We start from the raw sequence: 19,505 nt of genomic DNA on the forward strand, positions 1-19,505 counted from the left end.
CCGCGAGGAGGTCCGTGTCGTCATCGCCTCCAAGAGCCATGGGGATTGCGTTCGGGCATCTGGCTGGGGTGGGCAAGTCGGCCATTCGCCGCTTGAGCGAGCCAGGCAGCCCACCTGCCGATGAACTCGTCCAACTCCCCGATGGCGAGGGGAATAAAAGGCCAGGCCACCTGTTGCATGCCGATGGTCGGGCTGACGGCGGTGCGCGATTCGTGGTGGGGGTCGAGGGCGAAGGGCTCCGTTGTTCCCCTGACTGGACGCAGCGGGGTGTCCATGAAGGCGGTCTCGAACCACTGGTACTGGTCTGTCGTCTGTGCGTCGGCGTACCAGAGGGAGTGGCTACGGCCGTCGTACCCGTGATGGTTGGTGGGGACCTTCAGGGAGAGGGTCGCGGACGCGATGACGTCGAACGGTGCCGGCGCCGAGGTGGTGCCCCAGACCTCGGAGGCGGTCTCTCTCGGCCCGGACAGGGTCAGCTGGGCGTCGTTGATCCGCACGGTCCACCCTCCCTGGTCGCCCTTGCGGACCTCTCCGCTCGGGGCGGCGGTCGTGAGAGCAGTGAGGAAAGCCTCGGCGATGAAGGAGAAGGAGGCCATGGCAGCCTCGAACAGGGCCTTGCGGCGGTCGGCCTCGGTGGCATGTGCCGAAGCCCGGCGATCAGCTTCGGCTCGACGCGCGACCGCGCCCTGGTTGGCCTCCGCGAGCGCGGCCAACCCTCCGGAGAGCGGGGCCGCAGGAATCTGCCCCAGCCTGGCAAGCACGTTGCCGGCCGCCGGACGGCCCTGCGGGGCCCGGAAGAGGCACTCGGCGATCAGCACCGCCAGGAGGGGCGGAGCGGTGGGGAGAGGCGGCAGCGCTCCGTGCAGGTGCTGGTCGTGGTAGTCGTGCTCGTACGGTCCCGTGAAAGGCGGCGTGCCCGCCAGGAGTTCGAAGGCCAGAACACCCAAGGCATAGATGTCGCTGGCGCTGGTGGCCCGCTGGTTGTTCCACCGTTCCGGGGCCATGTACGCGAAGGTGCCGTGGAGCTTGAAGGTGCGCTTCGCGGTGGTGGCTTCGGCATAGCGGGCGATACCGAAGTCGGCGAGGCACCAGCGGCCACCGAGCAGCAGAATGTTCTCCGGCTTCAGGTCGCGGTGGACGATCTCGCGGTCCTTGAGGTCGGCGAGTGCTTCGGCGACGTCGGACAGGATGGCGACCGTCTCGTTGAGGGGCAGCTTGCCATGCTGCTGGAGGTGGTCGCGCAGGGACTTCTCGGCGCGGGGCATCACCAGTACCCACTGGTCTTCGTGCTCTCCGCTGTCGAGGACCGGCATCACGTTGCGGACGCCGTCCAGATCGGTGAACAGCATCTCGCGCTCGGCGCCCGGCGCCTTGGGCACGAGCTTCACCGCCGCCTTCTCGCCCACGGTGCCCTCTGCCTCGAACACGGCGCCGAAGCCGCCGCCCCCGATGCGGGCGCCGACAGTCCACTCCTCGTTCAGTGCCAGTCTCATGGTGCGCGTTGTCTCCATCGTCAACTGCTTTTCAGTGAGGACGATTTCGCCCTAGTTCCATAGTCTCAGGCCCACCGGCAACGGGCCCCGCGGTCTGCCTCGCTGGATCCCGCCGCGCACCAGGCGCCGACATTGTCCGGCGCGAGCGTGGAAGGCCGCCGCCCAACTCGCGAGGGCCATCTTTTGCATGCCGATAGGCGGAACGGTAGGGATGCCGGTAGGTCGACCGGCGGCCTTTCGTCTCTCGCTCGCAGCACCCGGGCAGAGGCAGGTCGCTGAGCTGGGCCCAGTCCAGACACGTTCGGCGTGCCAGCTCTGGCGGGCCGCCCCGGGGTCCTTGTTGGGGATCAGCGCGTCCGCCGCCTCACGGTCCTTGCCGCGCCACTCACCGTCGCTCACCACGCTCGTCTCGGTTTCCTGTCACCGCGTGGAGGAACTCGCTGCCCGGTCTCACCCCGTACCGCCGTCGGTCCGCGTGGCCGAGCCGCTTGACTCACCGCACACCGGACCCCGCACGGCAGCACGCAGCGGGTTCCGCACGGCAGATGGACCCCGCACGGCAGAGCGCGGGTAAGGGCCCGCCGGCCCCTACCCGCGCTCGCGGAACAACGCGCGGGGACCGACGGCCCACCACACGGATGATCTGCGGCCGGAGCGTTCCTACGCCGACAGCTCCCACACCGCGTACGCCAGCGCGTCCGCGTTCCGGTTCAGCGCCGTGTCGTTGATGTTCGCCGACGTGTCGCACGAGGAGTGGTAGCAGGCGTCGAAGGCCTTGCCCGCGGTGCCACCCCACTTGGCGGCCTGGGCGGACGTCTTGATGTAGTCGGCGCCGCTGAACAGGCCGCCGACGGGAATGCCCGCGTTCTTGAAGGGCGCGTGGTCCGAGCGTCCGTCGCCCTCGGTCTCGATCTCCGTGGCCACGCCGATCCCGGTGAAGTACGTCTTGAAGGTCTTCTCGATGGCCGAGTCGTCGTCGTAGACGAAGTACCCCGGGTTCGGCGAGCCGATCATGTCGAAGTTCAGGTAGCCGTTGATCTTCGAACGGTTCGCGGTGGTCAGGCTGTTGACGTAGTAGCGCGAGCCCACCATGCCCAGCTCCTCCGCGCCCCACCAGGCGAACCGGAGGTGCTTCGTGGGCTGGTAGTTGGACCGGGCCACGGCGAGTGCCGTCTCGAGCACGGCCGCCGAACCGGAGCCGTTGTCGTTGATGCCGGGGCCCGCGGTCACACTGTCCAGGTGGGAGCCGGCCATGACGACCCGGCCGGTGTCGCCGCCGGGCCAGTCGGCGATCAGGTTGTAGCCGGTGCGGCCGCCGGAGGTGAACTGCTGGACGGTGGTGGTGAACCCGGCCGCGTCCAGCTTGGCCTTGACGTAGTCGAGGGACGCCTTGTAGCCGGTGCGGCCGTGCGCGCGGTTGCCGCCGTTGGCGGTGGCGATGGACTGGAGCTGGGTCAGGTGGGCCTTGACGTTGGCCACGGGGAGGTCGGGCGCGGCGGCCACTGCCACGGAGGCGGGGGCCGCCCCGGCTATGGAACCGCCGGTGAGCAGCACGGCGGCCGCGACGACAGCCGTCGCCGAGGCACGCCCAGGAATGGAGAGCTTCATGTGGGGGGCTCCGAATTCCAGGGAATCCGGCGGAGTTCCCACGAGGGGTGCGTGGGGTGTCCGGGGATTCCACGGTGAATGGGGTGCCTGGATGGTGAAGGTGGGACTGACTTACCGTCAAGAGCGGTATTCGGTCACGTACGTTCGTATACCGGATCCCCCTCCGGGCGCGCGGCGCCGACCTCGGCTGTATCAGGGGCCCCGGCCGCCCCATGCACGTGTCGCCATCGGTAGGTCTCCGGCAGGCGGGGGTGGGGGTCGGGGCAGGTGTGCCGTCGGGCGGCTTGGCGTCTCCTGCTTCGGCAGGCCTGAACGTGCCCGGAACTGTGGCTTCCGTCATGGCGAATGTGATCTTGTTCTGGTGAGATCACCGGATGCTCGGTTTCCTCCTCCGTCTCCTGCCGTTCTGGGTCCGCGAGCCCCTGCTCATCGCGGTCGGGTCTGTTCTCGGCGTACGCATCATGTATCTCGCCGTCCGCGATCACGATCGGGTCGCGGCCGGTCTCGGCGTGGTGTTCCTCGTGTTCACCGCACTACGCGTCTATGTGGTGATCCGGGCCCTGCGCGCACGCCGGCACCCGAGTCCGACAGCCTCCGCGGACAGGGCGGCAGTCGATGCTGCCGTCCAGCCCCGGACCCAGCCCCAGACGCAGGCCGGAACCCGGCCGCGTCCCGGCCCGGTCACTCCGGAGAAGGAACACAACGCCTGGGGTCAGGCCGTCGCGGCCGTGGCCGTGTTCGGGGCACTCGCGGCCGCGCTGTGGCTGGCCCCACGCTTCATGCCGACCGCTGACAACACCCCGCAGCCCGCCTCGTGTTCGGGCGAGACACACGAGAAGCTCCCGAAGGCCTACAAGGACACGCCTCAGCCTGTGACCGGTGAAGAGCTGTGCAAGGCGCTCCACCGGCCAGACCTGGCCAAGCTCCTCGGAACCCCTGGAGAGACCGCGACCAGTGTTTCCAGCACCAACAACACCGCTCCCCTGACTGATGGGAAGGTCGCCCAGCCGGAGGCCGAGGTCAGGTTCGACACGTACACCGTGAATGTCTCGGCCACTTACAACAAGCTGTCGACCGACCAGTACGTGAAGCTGATGAAGTTCGGGGACGAGACGGACATCAGGACGCTTAAGGTTCTCGGACGACCCGCGGTCCTCTACTCGGATCACACCATGAGGCTCGAGATCGATCTCGGGAGTGGCGGATCCGGCGGCCCAGTCGAAGAAGGCCCCCTGGCCAGGAACCTGTCCGTGGCCCTGGACCGTAGCGACCGAGGCGGCTACTGCGAGATCACCGTGTGGAGCAGTTCCGGAGCCCTCCCGACCGACAGCGCTCTCCTCAGCATCGCCGAGAAGGTTCTTCCGAAGATCCCCGAACGACCTGCCCGTTGAGACGCCGAAACCCTCACGGCGCAAAGGTCGGTCCAGCCGCCCAGCCGCCCAACCGACACGACCACAGACGTGGCCCTTGCCCGAGCCCGATGCTCGCCGTCGCCGTGGACAGCCTCCGGCTGAGGAGCAGGCGCCTGTGTCACTGCGTCTCGTGAGGGGTAGACAGCGCTGCGAAGCACACGCCATCTGCCTGACGGGAGGCAGAACGCAGGCGCGACGGAGGTGGGGCTGGTGCGGCGGGTGGTCAATCTGCAGTCCGTCGAGCAGAAGCTACTCCTGCTCGCTCTCCTGTTCGTGGCCGGTGGATCGATCGCCGCAAATCTGTTCGGCTGGGACGTGCAGTGGCAGATACCGCTCATCTACGCGGTCCTCTATGTCCTGCTGTCGGTCACTATCGAGATCCGTGATCAGCAGGCCCCTACGGCTTCCACGCACTACCGCACCAGTGACGAATTCTTCCTGTCCTTCGCTCGTCTCGTACGTACGGCCGAGCGCCACATCTACACGAGCTACGTACGCAACACTCCTCCGCAGAGCTTCCAGTCCCCGGCCGCACAGCAGTACTTCAGGACCGCGGTCGACTGGACTCGACGCAACCCCGGCGCATCGTTCCACCGCATCATCGGCGTCCCAGCCCAAGAACCCGGCCAGAGCGCCATGCGCCAGTGGCTGCGCGAGCACTACGAGGAGATGCGGGGCATTGCCAACTACCACGCCCGCATAGTCATCACGAACAGTGGTGTCGATGCGGTCAACATGGCCATCATCGACGACTCCGCGGTTCTGTTGCTCCTGACCGCGGATGGATCGTTCATGAGCGGTCACAGCCTGGAGACGGCCGAGGCCGTCAATTCCTTCCGGGACTACTACAGGTCCTGGTGGGCATCAGCGGAGCCCCTCGAAAGCTATGCCCGGCGCACCGACCTCATTGCCCCCATCCCGTAGAGGAGCTCGACCCGCTCGGGAGAGTCCGGCGCCCAAGGGGCAGGCGAACATGAAGCGAGCCGCAGGCAGGATGCGGACCAGGACGGCGCCGGATGAGCCGGGCCGGACCGGGGTCGCCATACGCAGATCATGTGCGCTCGAATCACAGCTCATGTCACAGCTCATGTCACAGGCAGCCGGGCTACCTCGTCTCAGAGGGTGTAACCACCGACGACCGCGGAGGAGCCCACAATGGACGCGCGACTGAACTACTTCGCCAGCCCGACCGCCGGTAAGGCCCTCAAGCACTTCATGTCGGCGGGCAAGGCGCTGAAGGACTCACCGCTGCCGGCCGCGACACAGGAACTGGTGGCGCTGCGCGTGAGCCAGATCAACGGATGCGCCGCCTGCATCGACATGCACACCAAGGAGGCCGCTGCCGCGGGCGAGAGCTCCGTGCGGCTGAACCTGGTGGCGGCGTGGCGGGAGGCCACGGTCTTCACCGAGGCCGAGCGCGCCGCACTCGAACTGGCGGAAGAGGGGACCCGGGTCGCGGACGCGGCAACGGGCGTCAGTGACGAAGTGTGGGCGCGCGCCGTGAAGCACCATGACGAGGAACAGCTCACCGCCCTCGTGCTCCTGGTCTCCTTCATGAACGCGGTGAACCGGCTGAACATCATCACCCGGCAGCCGGCCGGCAGCTACGAACCCGGACAGTTCCACTGAACGGTGTCGACGACTGGCCCGGGTCCCGGCTGCGAGTCTCGGCTCGGGCATGAGCCTGGGGTCCCGGCTCGGGCGTTGGCCTGACCCGCGGAGGTCCGGATGAGTGCTCAAGTAGGCCGCGCCGGTGGGGACGGACTGGTGGGAAGGCCACAGGGAAAGGGATGCACCGTGAACAAGGTCGAGGAGTTCGAGGAGCTGCGACCACTGCTGTTCTCGATCGCCTACCGGATTCTGGGCAGCGTGAGTGAGGCCGAGGACGCGGTGCAGGAGACCTGGCTGCGCTTCGACCGCTCGACGACCCCGCCCGCGTCGGCAAAGGCCTTCCTGTCCGCCGCGGTGACGCGGATCTCGATCGACGTGCTGCGCTCCGCGCGCGTACGGCGGGAGGAGTACGTCGGACCGTGGTTGCCCGAGCCGCTGCTGAGTGATCCCTATCAGGATCCGGAGCGATCGGCAGAGCTGGCCGACTCCGTGTCGATGGCGGCGCTGCTGTTGCTGGAACGGCTCAGCCCGCTGGAGCGGTCGGTGTTCGTGCTGCGGGACGTGTTCGCCTTCGGGTTCGACGAGGTCGCCGCGGCGGTGGGGCGTTCGGAGGCGGCGTGTCGGCAGTTGCTGGTGCGGGCGCGACGGCACATGAAGGCCGGGCGACCGCGGTTCGAAGCCGACCGTCAGGAGCGTCAGGAGTTGGCGACGCGGTTCTTCGACGCCTTGAAGGAGGGCGATGTGGACGCGCTGCGGAATCTGCTGGCAGCCGACGTTCAGATGGTCGGGGACGGCGGCGGGAAGGCCCCGCAGCTCGCCAGGGCTGTCATCGGGGCCGAGCACGTCGCCAGGCTGCTTGCCTCCGTGTACCCCCTGATGGCCCGGATCGACGTGACGTTCGAGCCGCACGAGGTCAACGGCCAGCCCGGCGCGGTCTTCCGCGACCGGGACGGCAAGGTCCTGCACACTCTGGCCCTCGATGTGCTGGACGGGCAGATCCAGACCATCCGTTCGGTGATCAATCCCGACAAGCTCTGCCACCTCGGGCCGGTCGCGGACGCGTGGGCCGTCGACCGTGAGGTGAAGCGGGTCCGCCGACAGTCGAACTGACCCTGGAAGGTGTGCCGCCGACCCGTTCGTCAGCGGCACACGCCCACGGCGCGCGGGGACGCCGTCTGCCGTGCATGCCGGGCCGCGCTTTCGAACCGGTGTCAGGCGAGCCGTGCGGCGAGGACGCGGCCGATCTCGCCGCAGGTCCTCGTCGTGCTCGACACCCTTGAACCAGCCATCGCGACGGGCGAGGGCCGGCTCCGCCCGGATAAGGGGCAGGGCCGGTGCCGGCGCGGGACCCGCCCGGTCCAGGCACGCCAGGACGGGACCCGTCGGGTCCAGGCACGCCAGGACGTGGTTCGCGGGGTGGGTGGCATCGGCCGAGAGCGAGGGCGAGAACAAAGGATTCGCCCTGCCCGAACAGTGCCGGTTAGCCTCCGCGACGTGAACCACCCCCGTACGCCCCGCCGTCCCCGCATGCGCCTCGCCCGAACTCTGATCGACGTCCGGCCCCTGCGTACGTCCCCCGTCTTCAGGCGGCTGCTGATCGGCCGGACCGTGTCCGTGCTGGGCAGCTTCATGACCATGGTCACCGTCATGTACCAGGTCTGGGACATGACCCAGAGCACGATCTGGACCGGCGCGGTGGGCCTGGCGCAGGCGCTGCCGATGGTGGTGTTCGGCCTGTTCGCCGGCGCGTGGGTGGACCGCGGCGACCGTCGGCGGATCTTCCTCCTCGCCACCGTCGGCCAGGCGGCCTTCTCCCTGCTGCTCGCGGTGCAGGGCTTCACCGGGCACGTTCCGGTCGCGGGCGTACTCGGCCTGGTCGCCGCGCAGTCCTGCTGCTCGGCGGTCGGTGGTCCCGCGGCGGGCGTGTTCGTGCCGAGGCTGCTGCCGACGGACCAGGTGGCGGCCGGGCTGGCGCTCCAGCAGGTCACCGGTCAGACCATGATGCTGGTCGGTCCCGCGCTCGGCGGCGTCCTCCTCGGCTGGGCCGGTATCGGCACCTGTTACCTCGTCGACGCCCTGTCCTTCGGGCTCGCCTTCTACGGCGCTTTCGGACTGCCCGCTCTGCCGCCCGCGGGTGAACCGTCGCGGGCCGGGCTGCACGGGGTGCTGGACGGCCTCCGCTTCCTCGCCGGGCACCGGGCCGTCCGCGGCGCGCTGATCACCGACCTGGCCGCCACGGTGCTCTCCATGCCGACGAGCCTCTTCCCGCTGGTCAACGCCGAGCGATTCGGCGGCAGTCCGCACACGCTCGGTCTGTTCATGTCCGCGCTCGCCGTCGGCGGCACAGCCGCGTCCGCGCTGTCCGGCGCGGTCACGCGGCTCGGGCGCCCCGGGCCGGTGATGCTCTGTGGCGCGGGGATCTGGGGAGTGGCGCTCGCGGCCTTCGGCCTGATGCGCGATCCGTGGGCCGGGCTCGGGCTCCTGGTCGTCGCCGGGGCCGCCGACGCCGTCTCCGTGATCTCGCGCAGCACGATCGTGCAGACCCACACGCCGGACGCCCTGCTGGGCCGGGTCACGGCGGCCGAGCAGATCGTCGGCCAGGCCGGTCCCCACCTCGGCGGCCTGCGGGGCGGTGTGGTCGCGGGCTGGACGTCGGGACCGACCGCGCTGGTCAGCGGCGGGCTCCTCTGCCTGCTCGCGGTCGTCTGGGTCGGCGCGAGGGCGCCTGAACTGCGCGGCGGAGCCCTCCCCGAGCCGTACGGTGCCGCCATGCCGCCCCAGCCCGTGGGTGGCCCCGTTCCGGACGGACCCTGATTCCCTCGACCGCGACGGGGCCCCGGTCCTGCGACTTCGGGGTCCCGCGGAGTCGCCGGGAAGACCGTATCCGTACAACGGTCGGCGCGCGGTGCGGGCCCGGGCCCGCACCGCGCGCCGACCTTGATGACCAGGTGCGTGGGCCCGGGACGAGCGCGTCGGCGGTCGTCACCTCGCCACGCAGGGACTCACTTCCACCCGGGCCGCCCGTTCGTCGGCGGGAACGCGACACTGGTCGGAGTGTTGAGGCCGGAGAAGGGAAGCGTGGCCTGTCCACCGCCCGCCTCTCGGACTCGTACCACCCGGTTGTTGAAGCCGTCGGCCACGTAGAGACTGCCGCGGCCGTCGAGGGCGAGGCCCAGCGGATCGCTCAGACCGGTGACAGGCACCGTGCTCTGCGCACCGCTGCCCGCGGACACCTTGACCACGCGGTTGTTGCCGCTGTCCGAGACGTACAGGTCGCCGGCGGTGTTCAGCGCCAGCCCGGTCGGCTGGGACAGGCCGACGGTGGGGACGGTGGTCTGACCGCTCCCGTCCGCGGCGACCTTCACGACGCGGTCGTTGACGAAGTCGGAGATGTACAGGTCCCCGTCGCTCTCCAGCGCCAGACCCCAGGGATGGAGCAGCCCTGTGGTGGGGACGGTGGTCTGACCACTCCCGTCGGCGGGCACCTTCACGACACGGTCGTTGAAGCTGTCGGCGATGTACAGGCTGCCGTGGGCGTCGACGGCGAGACCCAGCGGGCGGGACAGGCCGACGGTGGGGACGGTGGCCTGCTCCCCGCCCTTCGCGAGCAGCTTCACCACCCGGTTGTTACCTGTGTCGGACACATACAGATCGCGGTGGGCGTCCCAGGTCATACCGGTGGGACGCACCACACCGACGAGAGGCACGGTGCTCTGTCCGCCCCCGTTCACCGGCAGTCTCACCACCCGGTCGTTGCCGTAGTCGGACACGAACAGCGGTGGTCGGGACGGTGTGTGCGCATCCGCCTGTGCGGATCCCACCGGTGCGGTGGGCAGTGCGCACAGCACGAGGAACCCCGTCACGGCCGCCAGCCGCCGGACCCTTCCCCTCCGCCGGCCGTCGGCCGGCGAGGTCTCCCGCGTTCGTGGTTCCGCTGTCGTGCGCTTCACGATTCACCCATTCTGTTCTCGACGGTCGGCGCGTGCCGGACCCGTCTGCGGAGAAGGTCACCGCCGCTCAGGCGCAGGGCTGCGCCGCTGGTTCGGCGAACGGTGATCCAGCGGCGGAGACGCCGTCGTGGGTTCCGGAAGCGACCAGGTGGGCGACATGATCGATGCCTTCCCCCTGGCGGGGCGTATCCCGCTGCCGTCGCCCGCTCGGCCGACCGTGAGTCCACGGCCCGGTCGTGAGGTGCGGCTCTGCGCGGAGCACCCTGCGCGGACGACCCATGGGTGACGGGGCTCCCTTGGGTGACGGGGTTTTGGGGTGACCGGGCCCTTGGGTGACCGGGCCCTTGGGTGTCCTGGGGTGCGATCAGGTCGTGGACCACTTGAGATGGACCGCGGTCTCGTGGAATCCCAGCCCCCGATAGAAGGCGGCCGCCCTGCGGGTCGGCACGGTGACCTCGACGTCCTTCGCCTCTCGGGCTCTTGTCTGCGCGGCCCGGATCAGCGCCGAGCCCGTACCGCGGCCCCGTACATGCGCGTCCACGGTGAGTTCCAGCAGTTCGAGGACCGTTCCCCCGGCGAAAAGGGTCGGAAGGCGCAGCGCGAGGAGGTACCCCACCACGCGCGCGTCCTGCTCGGCGACCAGGAACTCGGCTCTGCCCGCCGCGGCGGTTTCGACGATCCCGGGGAACGTGACGGCGTCGAAGACCGCCCGGTCGGGCCGGTAGCTCGTGACGAACCCGCTCAGCAGACGGTAGATGTCGTCGGCGTCCGCGGGTGTGGCGTCGCGGACGGTCATGCCGGTTCGTCCACCGGCAGGCCGGCGATCTGTGCCGTGGCCGCGGTCGGGACGGCCGCCATCAGCTCCGCCGTCTCGATCTCGATGCTGCTGCCGGGCCGACCGCTGCCGCAGTGCACCAGGCCCAGGCTGCCGACCGTCTCGTCGAACACGACCGTCGCGGCCCGGTCCGCGGACACGGGGCACACCCCGCCCGGCTGCATCCCCGCCCTGGTCAGCCGCTCGGTGCCGGCGGGAGACAGGTCCCCGCGCCGGATGCCGACCGCGCGGGCGAGGGCACCGTACCGCAGCCGCGCATGACCGGGCACTGCCGCCAGCAGAAGGTGGTCCTCGGGAGTGACGAACGCCAAGGTCTTGACGGTCCGCTCCAGGGGAACGCCCAACGCGGCGCACACTTCTACGGGGCAGGTGACATCAGGGTGCTCGTGCAGCCGGAAGGCGGCGCCGAGCGCCGCGAGAACTTCCGGCGGACCGATGGGTGCGGGACCGTCCACCTCGCCGAGATTACCGTGCGCGCAATGAGGAAGTTCCATCGTGATTCATGCAGGCCAACGGTCCTGGTGTGATGAGTCGTTGGGGTGCTCGCGCAGCTCATCACGGTGATCATTGGGGGGAGATCATCGGTCACCGAGCCACCTGGTGGTGCGTCAGCATCAGCAGGGCCCGCACCAACGCGGTCGCGTGCCGCGGATGCATGCGCACCTCGGTCAGGAGAGAACTGGTTGCAGGGCAGTAGTCGCCGGAGCCGCTCTCCGATAACGTACCGACCAGACGGTACGGCTGGGTGTGCCCCACACGCCGTCGTGTGCTCGATGAACAGCAGCGTTTCATCCGCCACAGGACGGAGAGCCCCTCATGACGCAGAACACGGACCGCGGCAGCCTGGCCCTCGCGCGCCAGACCTGGAGAACTCTCGAGCCCTACCATGGAGCTGTCTACTTCTCGCCCGAAGCCGCAGGCCAGTACGCCGAGTTGGGCGTGGACGCCAGGACGGGGTACTTCGCGTCCCGCTCCGCCGCGCTCGGCGCCGCTCCGGCGGATCTGGTCATCGCCACGTTCTACAACTTCAATCCCCAACTGGTGCGCCGAGCCATACCCGCGGCATGGGAAGCCGCCACGCCGCAGCGGTTCGCCGCCGCCCGGCTCACCGGGATCGATACCACGCTCCGCCGCATCCTCGGCTCGGACGTCTCCTCACCGGCGCTGGCCCGCGCAGCGGAATTGGCCCGTACCGCGGCTGAAGTGACCGTGCGCCATCCACAAGGCCGCCCCCTCTTCGCCGCGCACGCCGCACTGCCGTGGCCGAGCGCACCCCACCTCGTGCTCTGGCACGCGCAAACTCTGCTGCGGGAGTTCCGTGGCGACGGTCACGTGGCGGCACTACTGACTGCCGGACTGAGCGGGCTCGAGGCTCTCGTCACGCACGCCGCCACAGGCGACATCGACGCAGGGGTGCTGCGCGACTCGCGGGCATGGACGCCGGAGCAGTGGGGACAGGCCGTGCAGAACCTGCATGAGCGTGGATGGCTCGACGACGGACCCCACCTGACCTTGACCGAGGACGGTACGCGGCGCAGGGCCGAGATCGAGCACACCACCGACAGGCTGGCTGCCCTCCCTTACAACACGCTCGGTCCTGCCGCCTGCGCCGAACTTCGTTCGCTGGTGAGGCCGTTCAGCCTTGCGGTGGCCAAGGATCTCCTGCCGTGGGCAGTCGACCGCCTCAGCGAAGAGAGCGCATGAGAGAAGAGAGCGAGGCCGGGAATTCTCGACGGCGGGTCCATCTCGACGCCCCCCGAAGCAGCCGAGGTGCTCGCGGCACTGCCCCGGCGCACATCGCCTGGCCTGTGGAGTTGAGGCGCCTCGACCGGCACAGGCTTCTCACCTGCCTGGAGTCGCCTCCCTGACCCGACCCGCATGCGGTGCGCTCGGGTGTGGACGGACAGGTCGGCGCCATGGGGAAGGCACTGAGGAAGTTTCATCGTGGATCGACAGGTCAACGGCCCTCGTGTGACGGGCGGTTGGGCTGCTCGCGCATGTCACGAGCGTGATCGCGTCGGGGGAGATCATCTGTCGGCCCGCTTCGGGTCGTCTTCCTCGGATCTCCTGCACGCTGCGCACTGGTGCCCCTACCGCGCGGGCAGGGTCGCGACGGCGAGCCCACGAAGGGAGGGGACATGGCCCAGAACCTGATGGTGTGGCTGATAGAGCGCCGGGTGCTGCTGGAAGAACGCGCCGCGCAGCTGCGCAAGCAGTTGGCCGACACCGAGGCCGAAGTGGCCCGGCTCGGGGCCGCCGAGGTCGTCTACCAGCAGTACCAGGAGGAGGATGCCGAGGCCAGGCACCCTGCGCCGCGGCCTGGCAGCAGGCCCTGGAAAAGGCCACCGGTGGCAGGCCCGCGGTGCCCCCGCGTGCCGTCGGCACGCCCGGAGCCGTCGGCCAGCTGCTGATTCCCCACCACGGCCCCGGCGCCGGCACGGACGACCTGCCCGCCGACTACCAGAAGATCATGGAGATCGTCGCGGGCGGCGACAGCCCGCTGCAGGCCAAGGACGTGGCCCGCGAGCTGGGATTGGATGCGGCGCCGGCGAAGGTGGAGCCGGTGCGCGGGAAGCTGCGCAAGCCGGCCGAGCGCGGCTGGATCACCCGCACCCCCGCCGGACGCTACCTGCCCCGGTAGCCTGCGGCCGACCTGCCACAACGGCCGATTCCTGCCGCAACGCAAACGCCCCCGGCGGGTGTTGGCCCATGCGTGAACAAGAACACCAGCCCCACCGAGGGCGACACCGGCCTTGTCTACTCCGTCCGCCTGCCGCTGTCCAGCGCGACCGTCAACCGCGCGGCCGGCCTGATCCGCGCCCACCGCAGACAGATCCGCTCCCGGTGGCGCAAGCTCGACGCCGGGCAGATAGCGCTGATCGTGCTGGCCCACCTGCGCAACGACGAGCGCCTGGCCGACCTGGCTGGCGGGAACGCGGTCTCGGTCTCCACAGTGCGGCGCTGGGTACTGGAGGTGCTCGGCCCGCTGGCCGCACGTTCCCCCCGCCCGGACCGCGCGCTGGCCAAGGTGGCCAAGGACAGCGGCTGCGTGGTCTTGTTGGACGGGACGCTGATCCGCACCCGGCGGCGCAGTGGGCGGGCGAACCGGAAGAACTACTCGAGGAAGCACAAGGCGCATGGCCTGCTGTTTCTCGCCCTGACCGATGCGAAGGGGCGGCTTTTGTGGATTTCCTCGGCCCGCCGCGGCGCCTGCAGCGAGATCACGGCGGCCCGCTACGAGAAGCTGTGCGCGCGACTGCGCGAGCTGGAGCTTGCAGCGGTGGCCGACCTGGGGTTCGTCGGTCTGGACGAGGGGGCCGAAGAGCAGCCGGCGGTCATCACGGGGTTCAAGGCGAGCGGCGGCAAGCACCTGTCTTCACCGAAGAAGGTTGCGAACCGGCTGATCAGCAGCCTGGGGGCGCCGGCCGAGCACGGCTTCGCGAGCCTGAAGACCTTCCGGATCCTGACCGAGGTGCGCATGCATCCGCGGCACGCGACCGCGTTGGTGCGGGCCCTGCTGATGCTGACGCACCACCAGGTGGCTCGGTGACCGATGATCTCCCCCCAATGATCACCGTGATGAGCTGCGCGAGCACCCCAACGACTCATCACACCAGGACCGTTGACCTGCATGAATCACGATGGAACTTCCTCAGTGAGAGTTGACGGCTGTTCGCGGAGCAGACCCATGTCACCGGGCGCGTCCATCGTTCGGCGGCCCTGATGGGAGGCGCCTCTGCCTCCCATCCGACGGAGCCGGTGTATCAAGACCCGCCGTGCGCCTGCGCGACGGTTGGCGGCAGAGGCACTTAAATACCGGAGCATGACTAACGAGCCGCATCGCTTCACCATCCTGCTCGTCCCCGAACACATCGAGAACAAGGACGCTGTCTCCGTGCAGGACGCGGCTGTCCGATCGGCAGTCGTCGAAGCGACCGGCGAGACAGGCGGGACGGGCTACCCGCGCTACGCCGGGGAAGGGATCGTGGCCGACATCGACCCCCGTACGCGTACGGTCGAAGCGGTGCTCGTCGATGGCTCGGAGCTGGACTACGGGCTGGACGCCAGGGTCGCTCCCTGAGCAGCCCCGAGTCCTGAAGGGCGCACGGGAACCGTCAGTATCTGGCCCTGAACAGAGCTCGCTCGCCGATGAACTCCCCCGTCATGGCCGCTGCCGCGAGCCGGTCCGCGAACCGTTCGTAGGCCGCGTACTCGTGGTCGGACAGGCGGACGCCGTGCGCACCGTCGTCCGGACGGTCCGCGGTCAGGGCAGTCGTCAGGGCAGCGGTCAGGATGGCGACGTCCTCGTCGGAGGTGAGCGTGAGGACCGCCACCGTGCGGTCGATCGTCCCGAGGTAGTCGCCGGGGCCGGCGACGCTCTCGATGTCCGCCGAACCGTCCGCTCGACGGGTCACGACCAGGGAGGGGTGGGCTTCGGCGCCCAGGCGTACGGCTCGGCGAACGCCCTTGAGCGCGCGCAGATCGCCCTCCGCCACGGTCACGGGATGCAACGGGATCAGCGGCCTGCCGTCCGGAGCGAAGAGGGCGCTGTCCCGCGTGGGGTCCTGGGAAGTGTCGTGCACCGCCCATCTGCTGCGCAGCGCCGCCGGAAGCGCGTGGTGGATCCGGCTCCAGGCGTCGAGGCACGTGGGGGCGTCGAGTTCGGGCACATGCTCCAACCCTGGCGGGTAGGCGACATCGATCTCCTCGTCGACGAGGCGTCGGCGCATGGACCAGGCCGCGTGGTACGGCGCGAGCACAAGGTCGTGGGTCATGTAGAAGTCGTACAGCCACGTCGGGTCCTGCGGGACGAGCCGGACCGTCGTGCTGCTGCCGCCTGAACGTATCGGGCGACGGCGCGTGGAAGGCATGGAAGTTCCTCTCGGACATGGGTGGTCGACGGCATACGCGGATGTCCACACCTGCGACGCCTGCGGCCATCACGTTATCGTCACCGAGACGATATATCCAGGCGCGCGAGAAAGAGTCGGGAGACTCCTGGACAGTGCCGGACTCGATAGCCCCAACCAACCGGGACCGGGCGGAAGTTGGGTCGAGCCGAAGCCGAAGCCACCGGAGCCGGTGCCTCGGTACGCCGTGCCGTCACCCAGCCTCACATGCCGTCAGCGCTCACGCTTGATCAAGCCCAGGTGCACCGGAAGACCCTCCACGCCGGTCACGCCGGTCACGCTCAGAACAGCACGCGTGCGCCCCGTACGCTCGCCTTCCGCCTCTTCACGCCCCTGAGCACCAGGAACCGTAGGACTCCTCACGCCTTCATAAAGGCATGCTCCCGAAACCACGGACTCCGCTCCTCATCGTGCTCAGGGCGAACCTGCGGCGGCAGGCCGGTCCGCTCGTGGCACTTGTGGTGGCCGGAGTGATCGTGTCCGTGGTCTGGGACGGGCTGTACGCCCGGGGCATGTGGCGGGACACCGGCTGGGTCTACATCGGTGAGATGTGCGGCCTGGCCGCAAGAACCGTCGGCGTGGGAAGCGCGGCACTCCTCGCGGCGTGGCAGGGCGGTGCGGAATCACGCGACGACGCCGGCTGGGCCGCGACGACAGCGGCCCGAGGCGGGGTGTCTCACCACTTGTTGGGGCTGGCCTCAGGAGTCCTGTGGCCGTCGGCCGGCTATCTGCTGGCCATGACCGTCATGGTGTTGTCGCCTTATCCGCAGGAGCCCGTGGGCCGTGCGCCCCTCGACACGATGGCCGTCGACGAGGCGATGCTCGGGGCCTTCGCATGCCTGGCCTATCTGCTGGGCCGGACGGTACCGCTGCGAGGGGTGTTCCTGATCGCCGCTCCGGTCGCGGTGATCCTTTGCGTCTCCCCGTGGGGCGAGCCGTTGTTGGGTCCCTACGTCTATCTCCGGTTCACCTACACCGGAGATTCGGTCCCGGGAGGCACCGCGCTGGGGGCGCCTCCTGGTCCGCCCGTCTGGCTGCCCTGGTGCAGAGCCGCCCTGTTCACCGCGGTGGCGGCGACCGCGGTTCTGTTGTGCGCCCGTCGGTGGAAGGCGTCGGGCGCCCTGATCCTCATGCTGGTGGCAGCGATCCCGGTCATGGCGCTCACGCCGGAGGCGGATGCCTCAGGATCGGTGCTCAACACGAGAGCGCTCCGATGCAGTGGGACACATCCGGCGGTCTGCGTCTCCTCCGCGTACGAGGAACGACGACGGCGCCTGGAACTCCTGGCCGCACACCTGTCCCGGCGGCTGGAGGGCGTCGGTCCCACCCACTACCTCCTGACCGAGGACAGTCTGTATTCGTGCCGGGGCAGGAACGGAGCCGACTCCGGGTGGACCTTCGGCATCTCACCTCGCGATGACCCAAGCCTGCAAGGCCTCGCCGAGTGCGTCATCGGTTCCGCTTCCTACCCGGGGGCCGCCTCGCCGGAGGCCCATGCGCTGTACAGATGGCTCACGCAGGAGACTCCGGCACACCGTCCCACCGCCGACGAACGTTCCGCGGCCGACCGATTGGCCCGCCTGTCCCACGGTGAGCGCTCGACGTGGATCGATCGGTATCTGACAGCTGTCGAACATGACAGCCGCCCGCCCCGCATCCCCGAACCCGACGGAGTACGACTGCCATGATCCGCGTCCCTCATCCGCCCCCGTGGCTGCGCGCCGTACCCGGTCTGCGCTGGCCCTGGCTGCTGGCCGTCACCGGAGTCTGCGCGGCGGGCGCCTGGCTCGCCGCCACAGCCGGCGCGGAGGACTCCCTCCCCGTCCTGTTGCTGCTCGCACCGGTGCTGCCCCTGATCTGGGTGGCGGCCAGCTACGGCGGCAGGGCCGATCCGTTCGCGCCGGTGATCCGCAGTACACCGGCCGGCGGACTGCGGTTGCTGATGCTGCGCACCGGCGTCGTACTCGCCATCTGCCTCCCCCTCCTCGTCGTGGCGGCGATGGCAGGTGTGGGCGTCTCGGCGTGGGCGGCCGCCTGGCTGGTGCCCAGCCTGGGATTGACGCTCGTCACGCTGCTTCTCGGCTCCTACATCGGCTGTCTGCTCGCCGCGGGCGTGACGAGCGGTACGTGGCTCGTGATCATCACCGCCGTCGCCCATCTGTCCATGCGCCAGGACGGCAGAGTCAGCTCCTTCAGGACCGTTCTGCTCAATGTCCTCAAGAACGTGCTGGACGGCGGCGCCCAGTTCGTCTGGGGAGCGGCCTCCGGCCTGCTGAGCGCCTTGCTCGTACTCCGCCGGCATTCCTTCAACGATCTGAGGTCTCGGTGATCAGCGCCACCCGATTGACCGTGCGGCACCGTCGCACCACCGCCGTCGACAGCCTCGATCTGGAGCTGGAGCACGGCGTCCATGCCCTCCTGGGGCCCAACGGCGCCGGTAAAAGCTCCCTTCTGCGGGTCCTGGCCACGGCTGCCGGCGCGGTGGAAGGGGAGCTGAAGCTGCTGGGGCGCGATCCACGCCGTCCCGCCGAACGGATGGAGATCCGCCGCCGGCTCGGCTACCTGCCGCAGACGTTCGGCATGTTCCGAGGCTTCACTGTGCGGGAGTGCGTCAGCTATGCCGCCTGGTTGAAGGACATGCCCAACCGCGGCGCCCTCGAAGCCGTGGAACGCGCCGTGGACCAAGTCGGCCTGACCTCGCGGATGGACGCCAAGTACCGCACGCTCTCCGGCGGGATGCAGCGCCGGGTCGGGATCGCCCAGGCCCTGGTGAACAGCCCCCAGCTGCTTCTGCTCGACGAACCCACCACCGGCCTCGACCCCGCCGAGAGGGACCGCTTCCACACCCTGCTCCGGCACCTGAGCGCCACCACGACCGTGGTCCTGGCCACCCATCTCATGGAGGACGTGCATACCTGCTGCGACACCGCGGTGGTCATCCGTGCATCCCGCAAGGTCTTCGTCGGATCCCCACGGGAACTGGAAGGGGCGGGCGGCTACACCGGAGTGCTCGCAGGCAGCGTCCGTTGACCCGAGGGGAACCGTCACCGGCCCAGGGCCCGCAGCGTCAGCGCAGGTCGAGCCGCATCAGGATGCGCGGGTGACCGGCCAGCACCGAGGTGGTGTCGGCGGCGTGGACGAAGCCTGCGCGTTCGAAGTTCTTGCGCATCCCGGCGTACGCCATCGTCAGGTCCACCTGCGCGTCGCCGTTGTCGAGCGGGTACGCCTCGACAGCCGGCGCGCCGTGAGACCGGGCGAAGTCGACCGCACCCGCGATGAGGACGTGCGAGATCCCCTTCCCGCGATGGCCGGGGCGTACGCGGACGCACCACAGCGACCACACCGGGAGGTCGTCGATGTGCGGGATCTTGCGGCTGCGGGCGAAGGGGGTGTCCGAGCGTGGTGCCACGGCGGCCCAGCCGACCGGCTCGTCACCGTCGTAGGCGAGCACCCCTGGAGCAGGCTGCCTTCGGCACAGCTCGGCGACGTACTCGCCGCGAGCCGGACCACGCAGCTCGTTGTTGAGCTTGGAGGGGATGCGGTGGCTCAGGCACCAGCAGACGGTGGCTGTCGGTGACTTCGGGCCGACCAGCGTACGGACATCCTCGAAGACCGAAGCCGGACGCACTGCGATGGTCATGCCGCCACCGTCTCACGGGCATGACTGGTCGCACCGCACATCCCGC

General features: G+C 69.5%; 20 protein-coding genes. 13 read left to right on the top strand and 7 right to left on the bottom strand.

The features are described from left to right. Positions 1-20 precede the first annotated feature (20 nt). Together OG788_RS03055 and OG788_RS03060 are read right to left on the bottom strand one after the other, a co-directional pair. Entirely contained in the window at positions 21-1,493 is a 1,473-nt protein-coding gene (locus tag OG788_RS03055; RefSeq protein ID WP_406368957.1) for a protein kinase domain-containing protein, read from the bottom strand. Positions 1,494-2,153: 660 nt separating this feature from the next. Beyond that, positions 2,154-3,101, bottom strand: coding sequence for a M28 family metallopeptidase (locus OG788_RS03060; RefSeq protein ID WP_406368959.1), 948 nt, complete (start codon positions 3,099-3,101; stop codon positions 2,154-2,156). A gap of 374 nt (positions 3,102-3,475) precedes the next feature. Here OG788_RS03060 and OG788_RS03065 point away from each other — a divergent pair, with 374 nt between their 5' ends. The 5 genes from OG788_RS03065 to OG788_RS03085 all read left to right on the top strand — a co-directional run bounded on the left by OG788_RS03065 (position 3,476) and on the right by OG788_RS03085 (position 8,938). Next, a complete protein-coding gene (locus OG788_RS03065; RefSeq protein WP_406368961.1) occupies positions 3,476-4,492 on the top strand; it encodes a DUF6215 domain-containing protein in 1,017 nt (338 codons plus the stop codon). 222 nt (positions 4,493-4,714) lie between these two features. After that, entirely contained in the window at positions 4,715-5,437 is a 723-nt protein-coding gene (locus tag OG788_RS03070) for a hypothetical protein (protein ID WP_406368962.1), read from the top strand. A 231-nt stretch (positions 5,438-5,668) separates the two neighbouring features. Beyond that, a complete protein-coding gene (locus OG788_RS03075) occupies positions 5,669-6,142 on the top strand; it encodes a carboxymuconolactone decarboxylase family protein (RefSeq protein WP_406368963.1) in 474 nt (157 codons plus the stop codon). Positions 6,143-6,310: 168 nt separating this feature from the next. Beyond that, positions 6,311-7,234 carry an RNA polymerase sigma-70 factor gene (locus OG788_RS03080; protein ID WP_406368965.1) on the top strand — a complete coding sequence of 308 codons (924 nt, stop codon included), beginning with the start codon at positions 6,311-6,313 and terminating at the stop codon, positions 7,232-7,234. A 417-nt stretch (positions 7,235-7,651) separates the two neighbouring features. Then, the gene (locus OG788_RS03085) at positions 7,652-8,938 is read left to right on the top strand and encodes an MFS transporter (protein ID WP_406376654.1); all 1,287 of its coding nucleotides are present in this window, start codon (positions 7,652-7,654) and stop codon (positions 8,936-8,938) included. 188 nt (positions 8,939-9,126) lie between these two features. On the opposite strand, the gene OG788_RS03090 is transcribed toward OG788_RS03085, so the two are convergent. The 3 genes from OG788_RS03090 to OG788_RS03100 form a co-directional block, all read right to left on the bottom strand. After that, complete coding sequence (locus OG788_RS03090; RefSeq protein ID WP_406368966.1) at positions 9,127-9,987, bottom strand: SMP-30/gluconolactonase/LRE family protein; 861 nt, start codon at positions 9,985-9,987, stop codon at positions 9,127-9,129. Positions 9,988-10,438: 451 nt separating this feature from the next. Further along, on the bottom strand, positions 10,439-10,870 hold the full coding sequence (locus OG788_RS03095) for a GNAT family N-acetyltransferase (protein WP_406368967.1): 432 nt from the start codon (positions 10,868-10,870) through the stop codon (positions 10,439-10,441). After that, a complete protein-coding gene (locus OG788_RS03100; RefSeq protein WP_406368968.1) occupies positions 10,867-11,364 on the bottom strand; it encodes an aminoacyl-tRNA deacylase in 498 nt (165 codons plus the stop codon). The genes OG788_RS03095 and OG788_RS03100 overlap by 4 nt, the downstream gene beginning before the upstream one ends. 361 nt (positions 11,365-11,725) lie before the next feature. Here OG788_RS03100 and OG788_RS03105 point away from each other — a divergent pair, with 361 nt between their 5' ends. The 5 genes from OG788_RS03105 to OG788_RS03125 all read left to right on the top strand — a co-directional run bounded on the left by OG788_RS03105 (position 11,726) and on the right by OG788_RS03125 (position 14,990). Beyond that, on the top strand, positions 11,726-12,613 hold the full coding sequence (locus tag OG788_RS03105; protein WP_406368969.1) for an SCO6745 family protein: 888 nt from the start codon (positions 11,726-11,728) through the stop codon (positions 12,611-12,613). A gap of 434 nt (positions 12,614-13,047) precedes the next feature. Further along, positions 13,048-13,320 (top strand): hypothetical protein, encoded by a 273-nt coding sequence (locus OG788_RS03110; protein ID WP_406368970.1) that lies wholly within the window; start codon positions 13,048-13,050, stop codon positions 13,318-13,320. Then, positions 13,272-13,550 (top strand): hypothetical protein, encoded by a 279-nt coding sequence (locus OG788_RS03115; RefSeq protein WP_406368972.1) that lies wholly within the window; start codon positions 13,272-13,274, stop codon positions 13,548-13,550. The genes OG788_RS03110 and OG788_RS03115 overlap by 49 nt, the downstream gene beginning before the upstream one ends. Positions 13,551-13,622: 72 nt before the next feature. Next, a complete protein-coding gene (locus OG788_RS03120; RefSeq protein ID WP_406368974.1) occupies positions 13,623-14,459 on the top strand; it encodes a transposase family protein in 837 nt (278 codons plus the stop codon). Positions 14,460-14,732: 273 nt separating this feature from the next. Then, entirely contained in the window at positions 14,733-14,990 is a 258-nt protein-coding gene (locus OG788_RS03125) for a hypothetical protein (RefSeq protein ID WP_406368976.1), read from the top strand. A gap of 34 nt (positions 14,991-15,024) precedes the next feature. Here the strand turns inward: OG788_RS03125 and OG788_RS03130 are convergent, their stop codons facing one another. Then, on the bottom strand, positions 15,025-15,780 hold the full coding sequence (locus OG788_RS03130) for a hypothetical protein (protein ID WP_406368977.1): 756 nt from the start codon (positions 15,778-15,780) through the stop codon (positions 15,025-15,027). 416 nt (positions 15,781-16,196) lie between these two features. Between OG788_RS03130 and OG788_RS03135 the strand changes: the two genes are divergently transcribed. The 3 genes from OG788_RS03135 to OG788_RS03145 are packed head-to-tail and all read left to right on the top strand — an operon-like array spanning position 16,197 to position 18,849. After that, the gene (locus OG788_RS03135) at positions 16,197-17,507 is read left to right on the top strand and encodes a hypothetical protein (RefSeq protein WP_406368978.1); all 1,311 of its coding nucleotides are present in this window, start codon (positions 16,197-16,199) and stop codon (positions 17,505-17,507) included. After that, the gene (locus OG788_RS03140; protein WP_406368979.1) at positions 17,504-18,148 is read left to right on the top strand and encodes a zf-HC2 domain-containing protein; all 645 of its coding nucleotides are present in this window, start codon (positions 17,504-17,506) and stop codon (positions 18,146-18,148) included. Before OG788_RS03135 ends, OG788_RS03140 begins: the two co-directional genes overlap by 4 nt. Positions 18,149-18,168: 20 nt before the next feature. Then, on the top strand, positions 18,169-18,849 hold the full coding sequence (locus OG788_RS03145) for an ATP-binding cassette domain-containing protein (RefSeq protein ID WP_351556698.1): 681 nt from the start codon (positions 18,169-18,171) through the stop codon (positions 18,847-18,849). A 37-nt stretch (positions 18,850-18,886) separates the two neighbouring features. On the opposite strand, the gene OG788_RS03150 is transcribed toward OG788_RS03145, so the two are convergent. Next, on the bottom strand, positions 18,887-19,459 hold the full coding sequence (locus OG788_RS03150; RefSeq protein WP_406368980.1) for a GNAT family N-acetyltransferase: 573 nt from the start codon (positions 19,457-19,459) through the stop codon (positions 18,887-18,889). Positions 19,460-19,505: the final 46 nt, after the last annotated feature.

It is taken from the genome of Streptomyces sp. NBC_00647, from assembly GCF_045207245.1.
Lineage (GTDB): Bacteria > Actinomycetota > Actinomycetes > Streptomycetales > Streptomycetaceae > Streptomyces.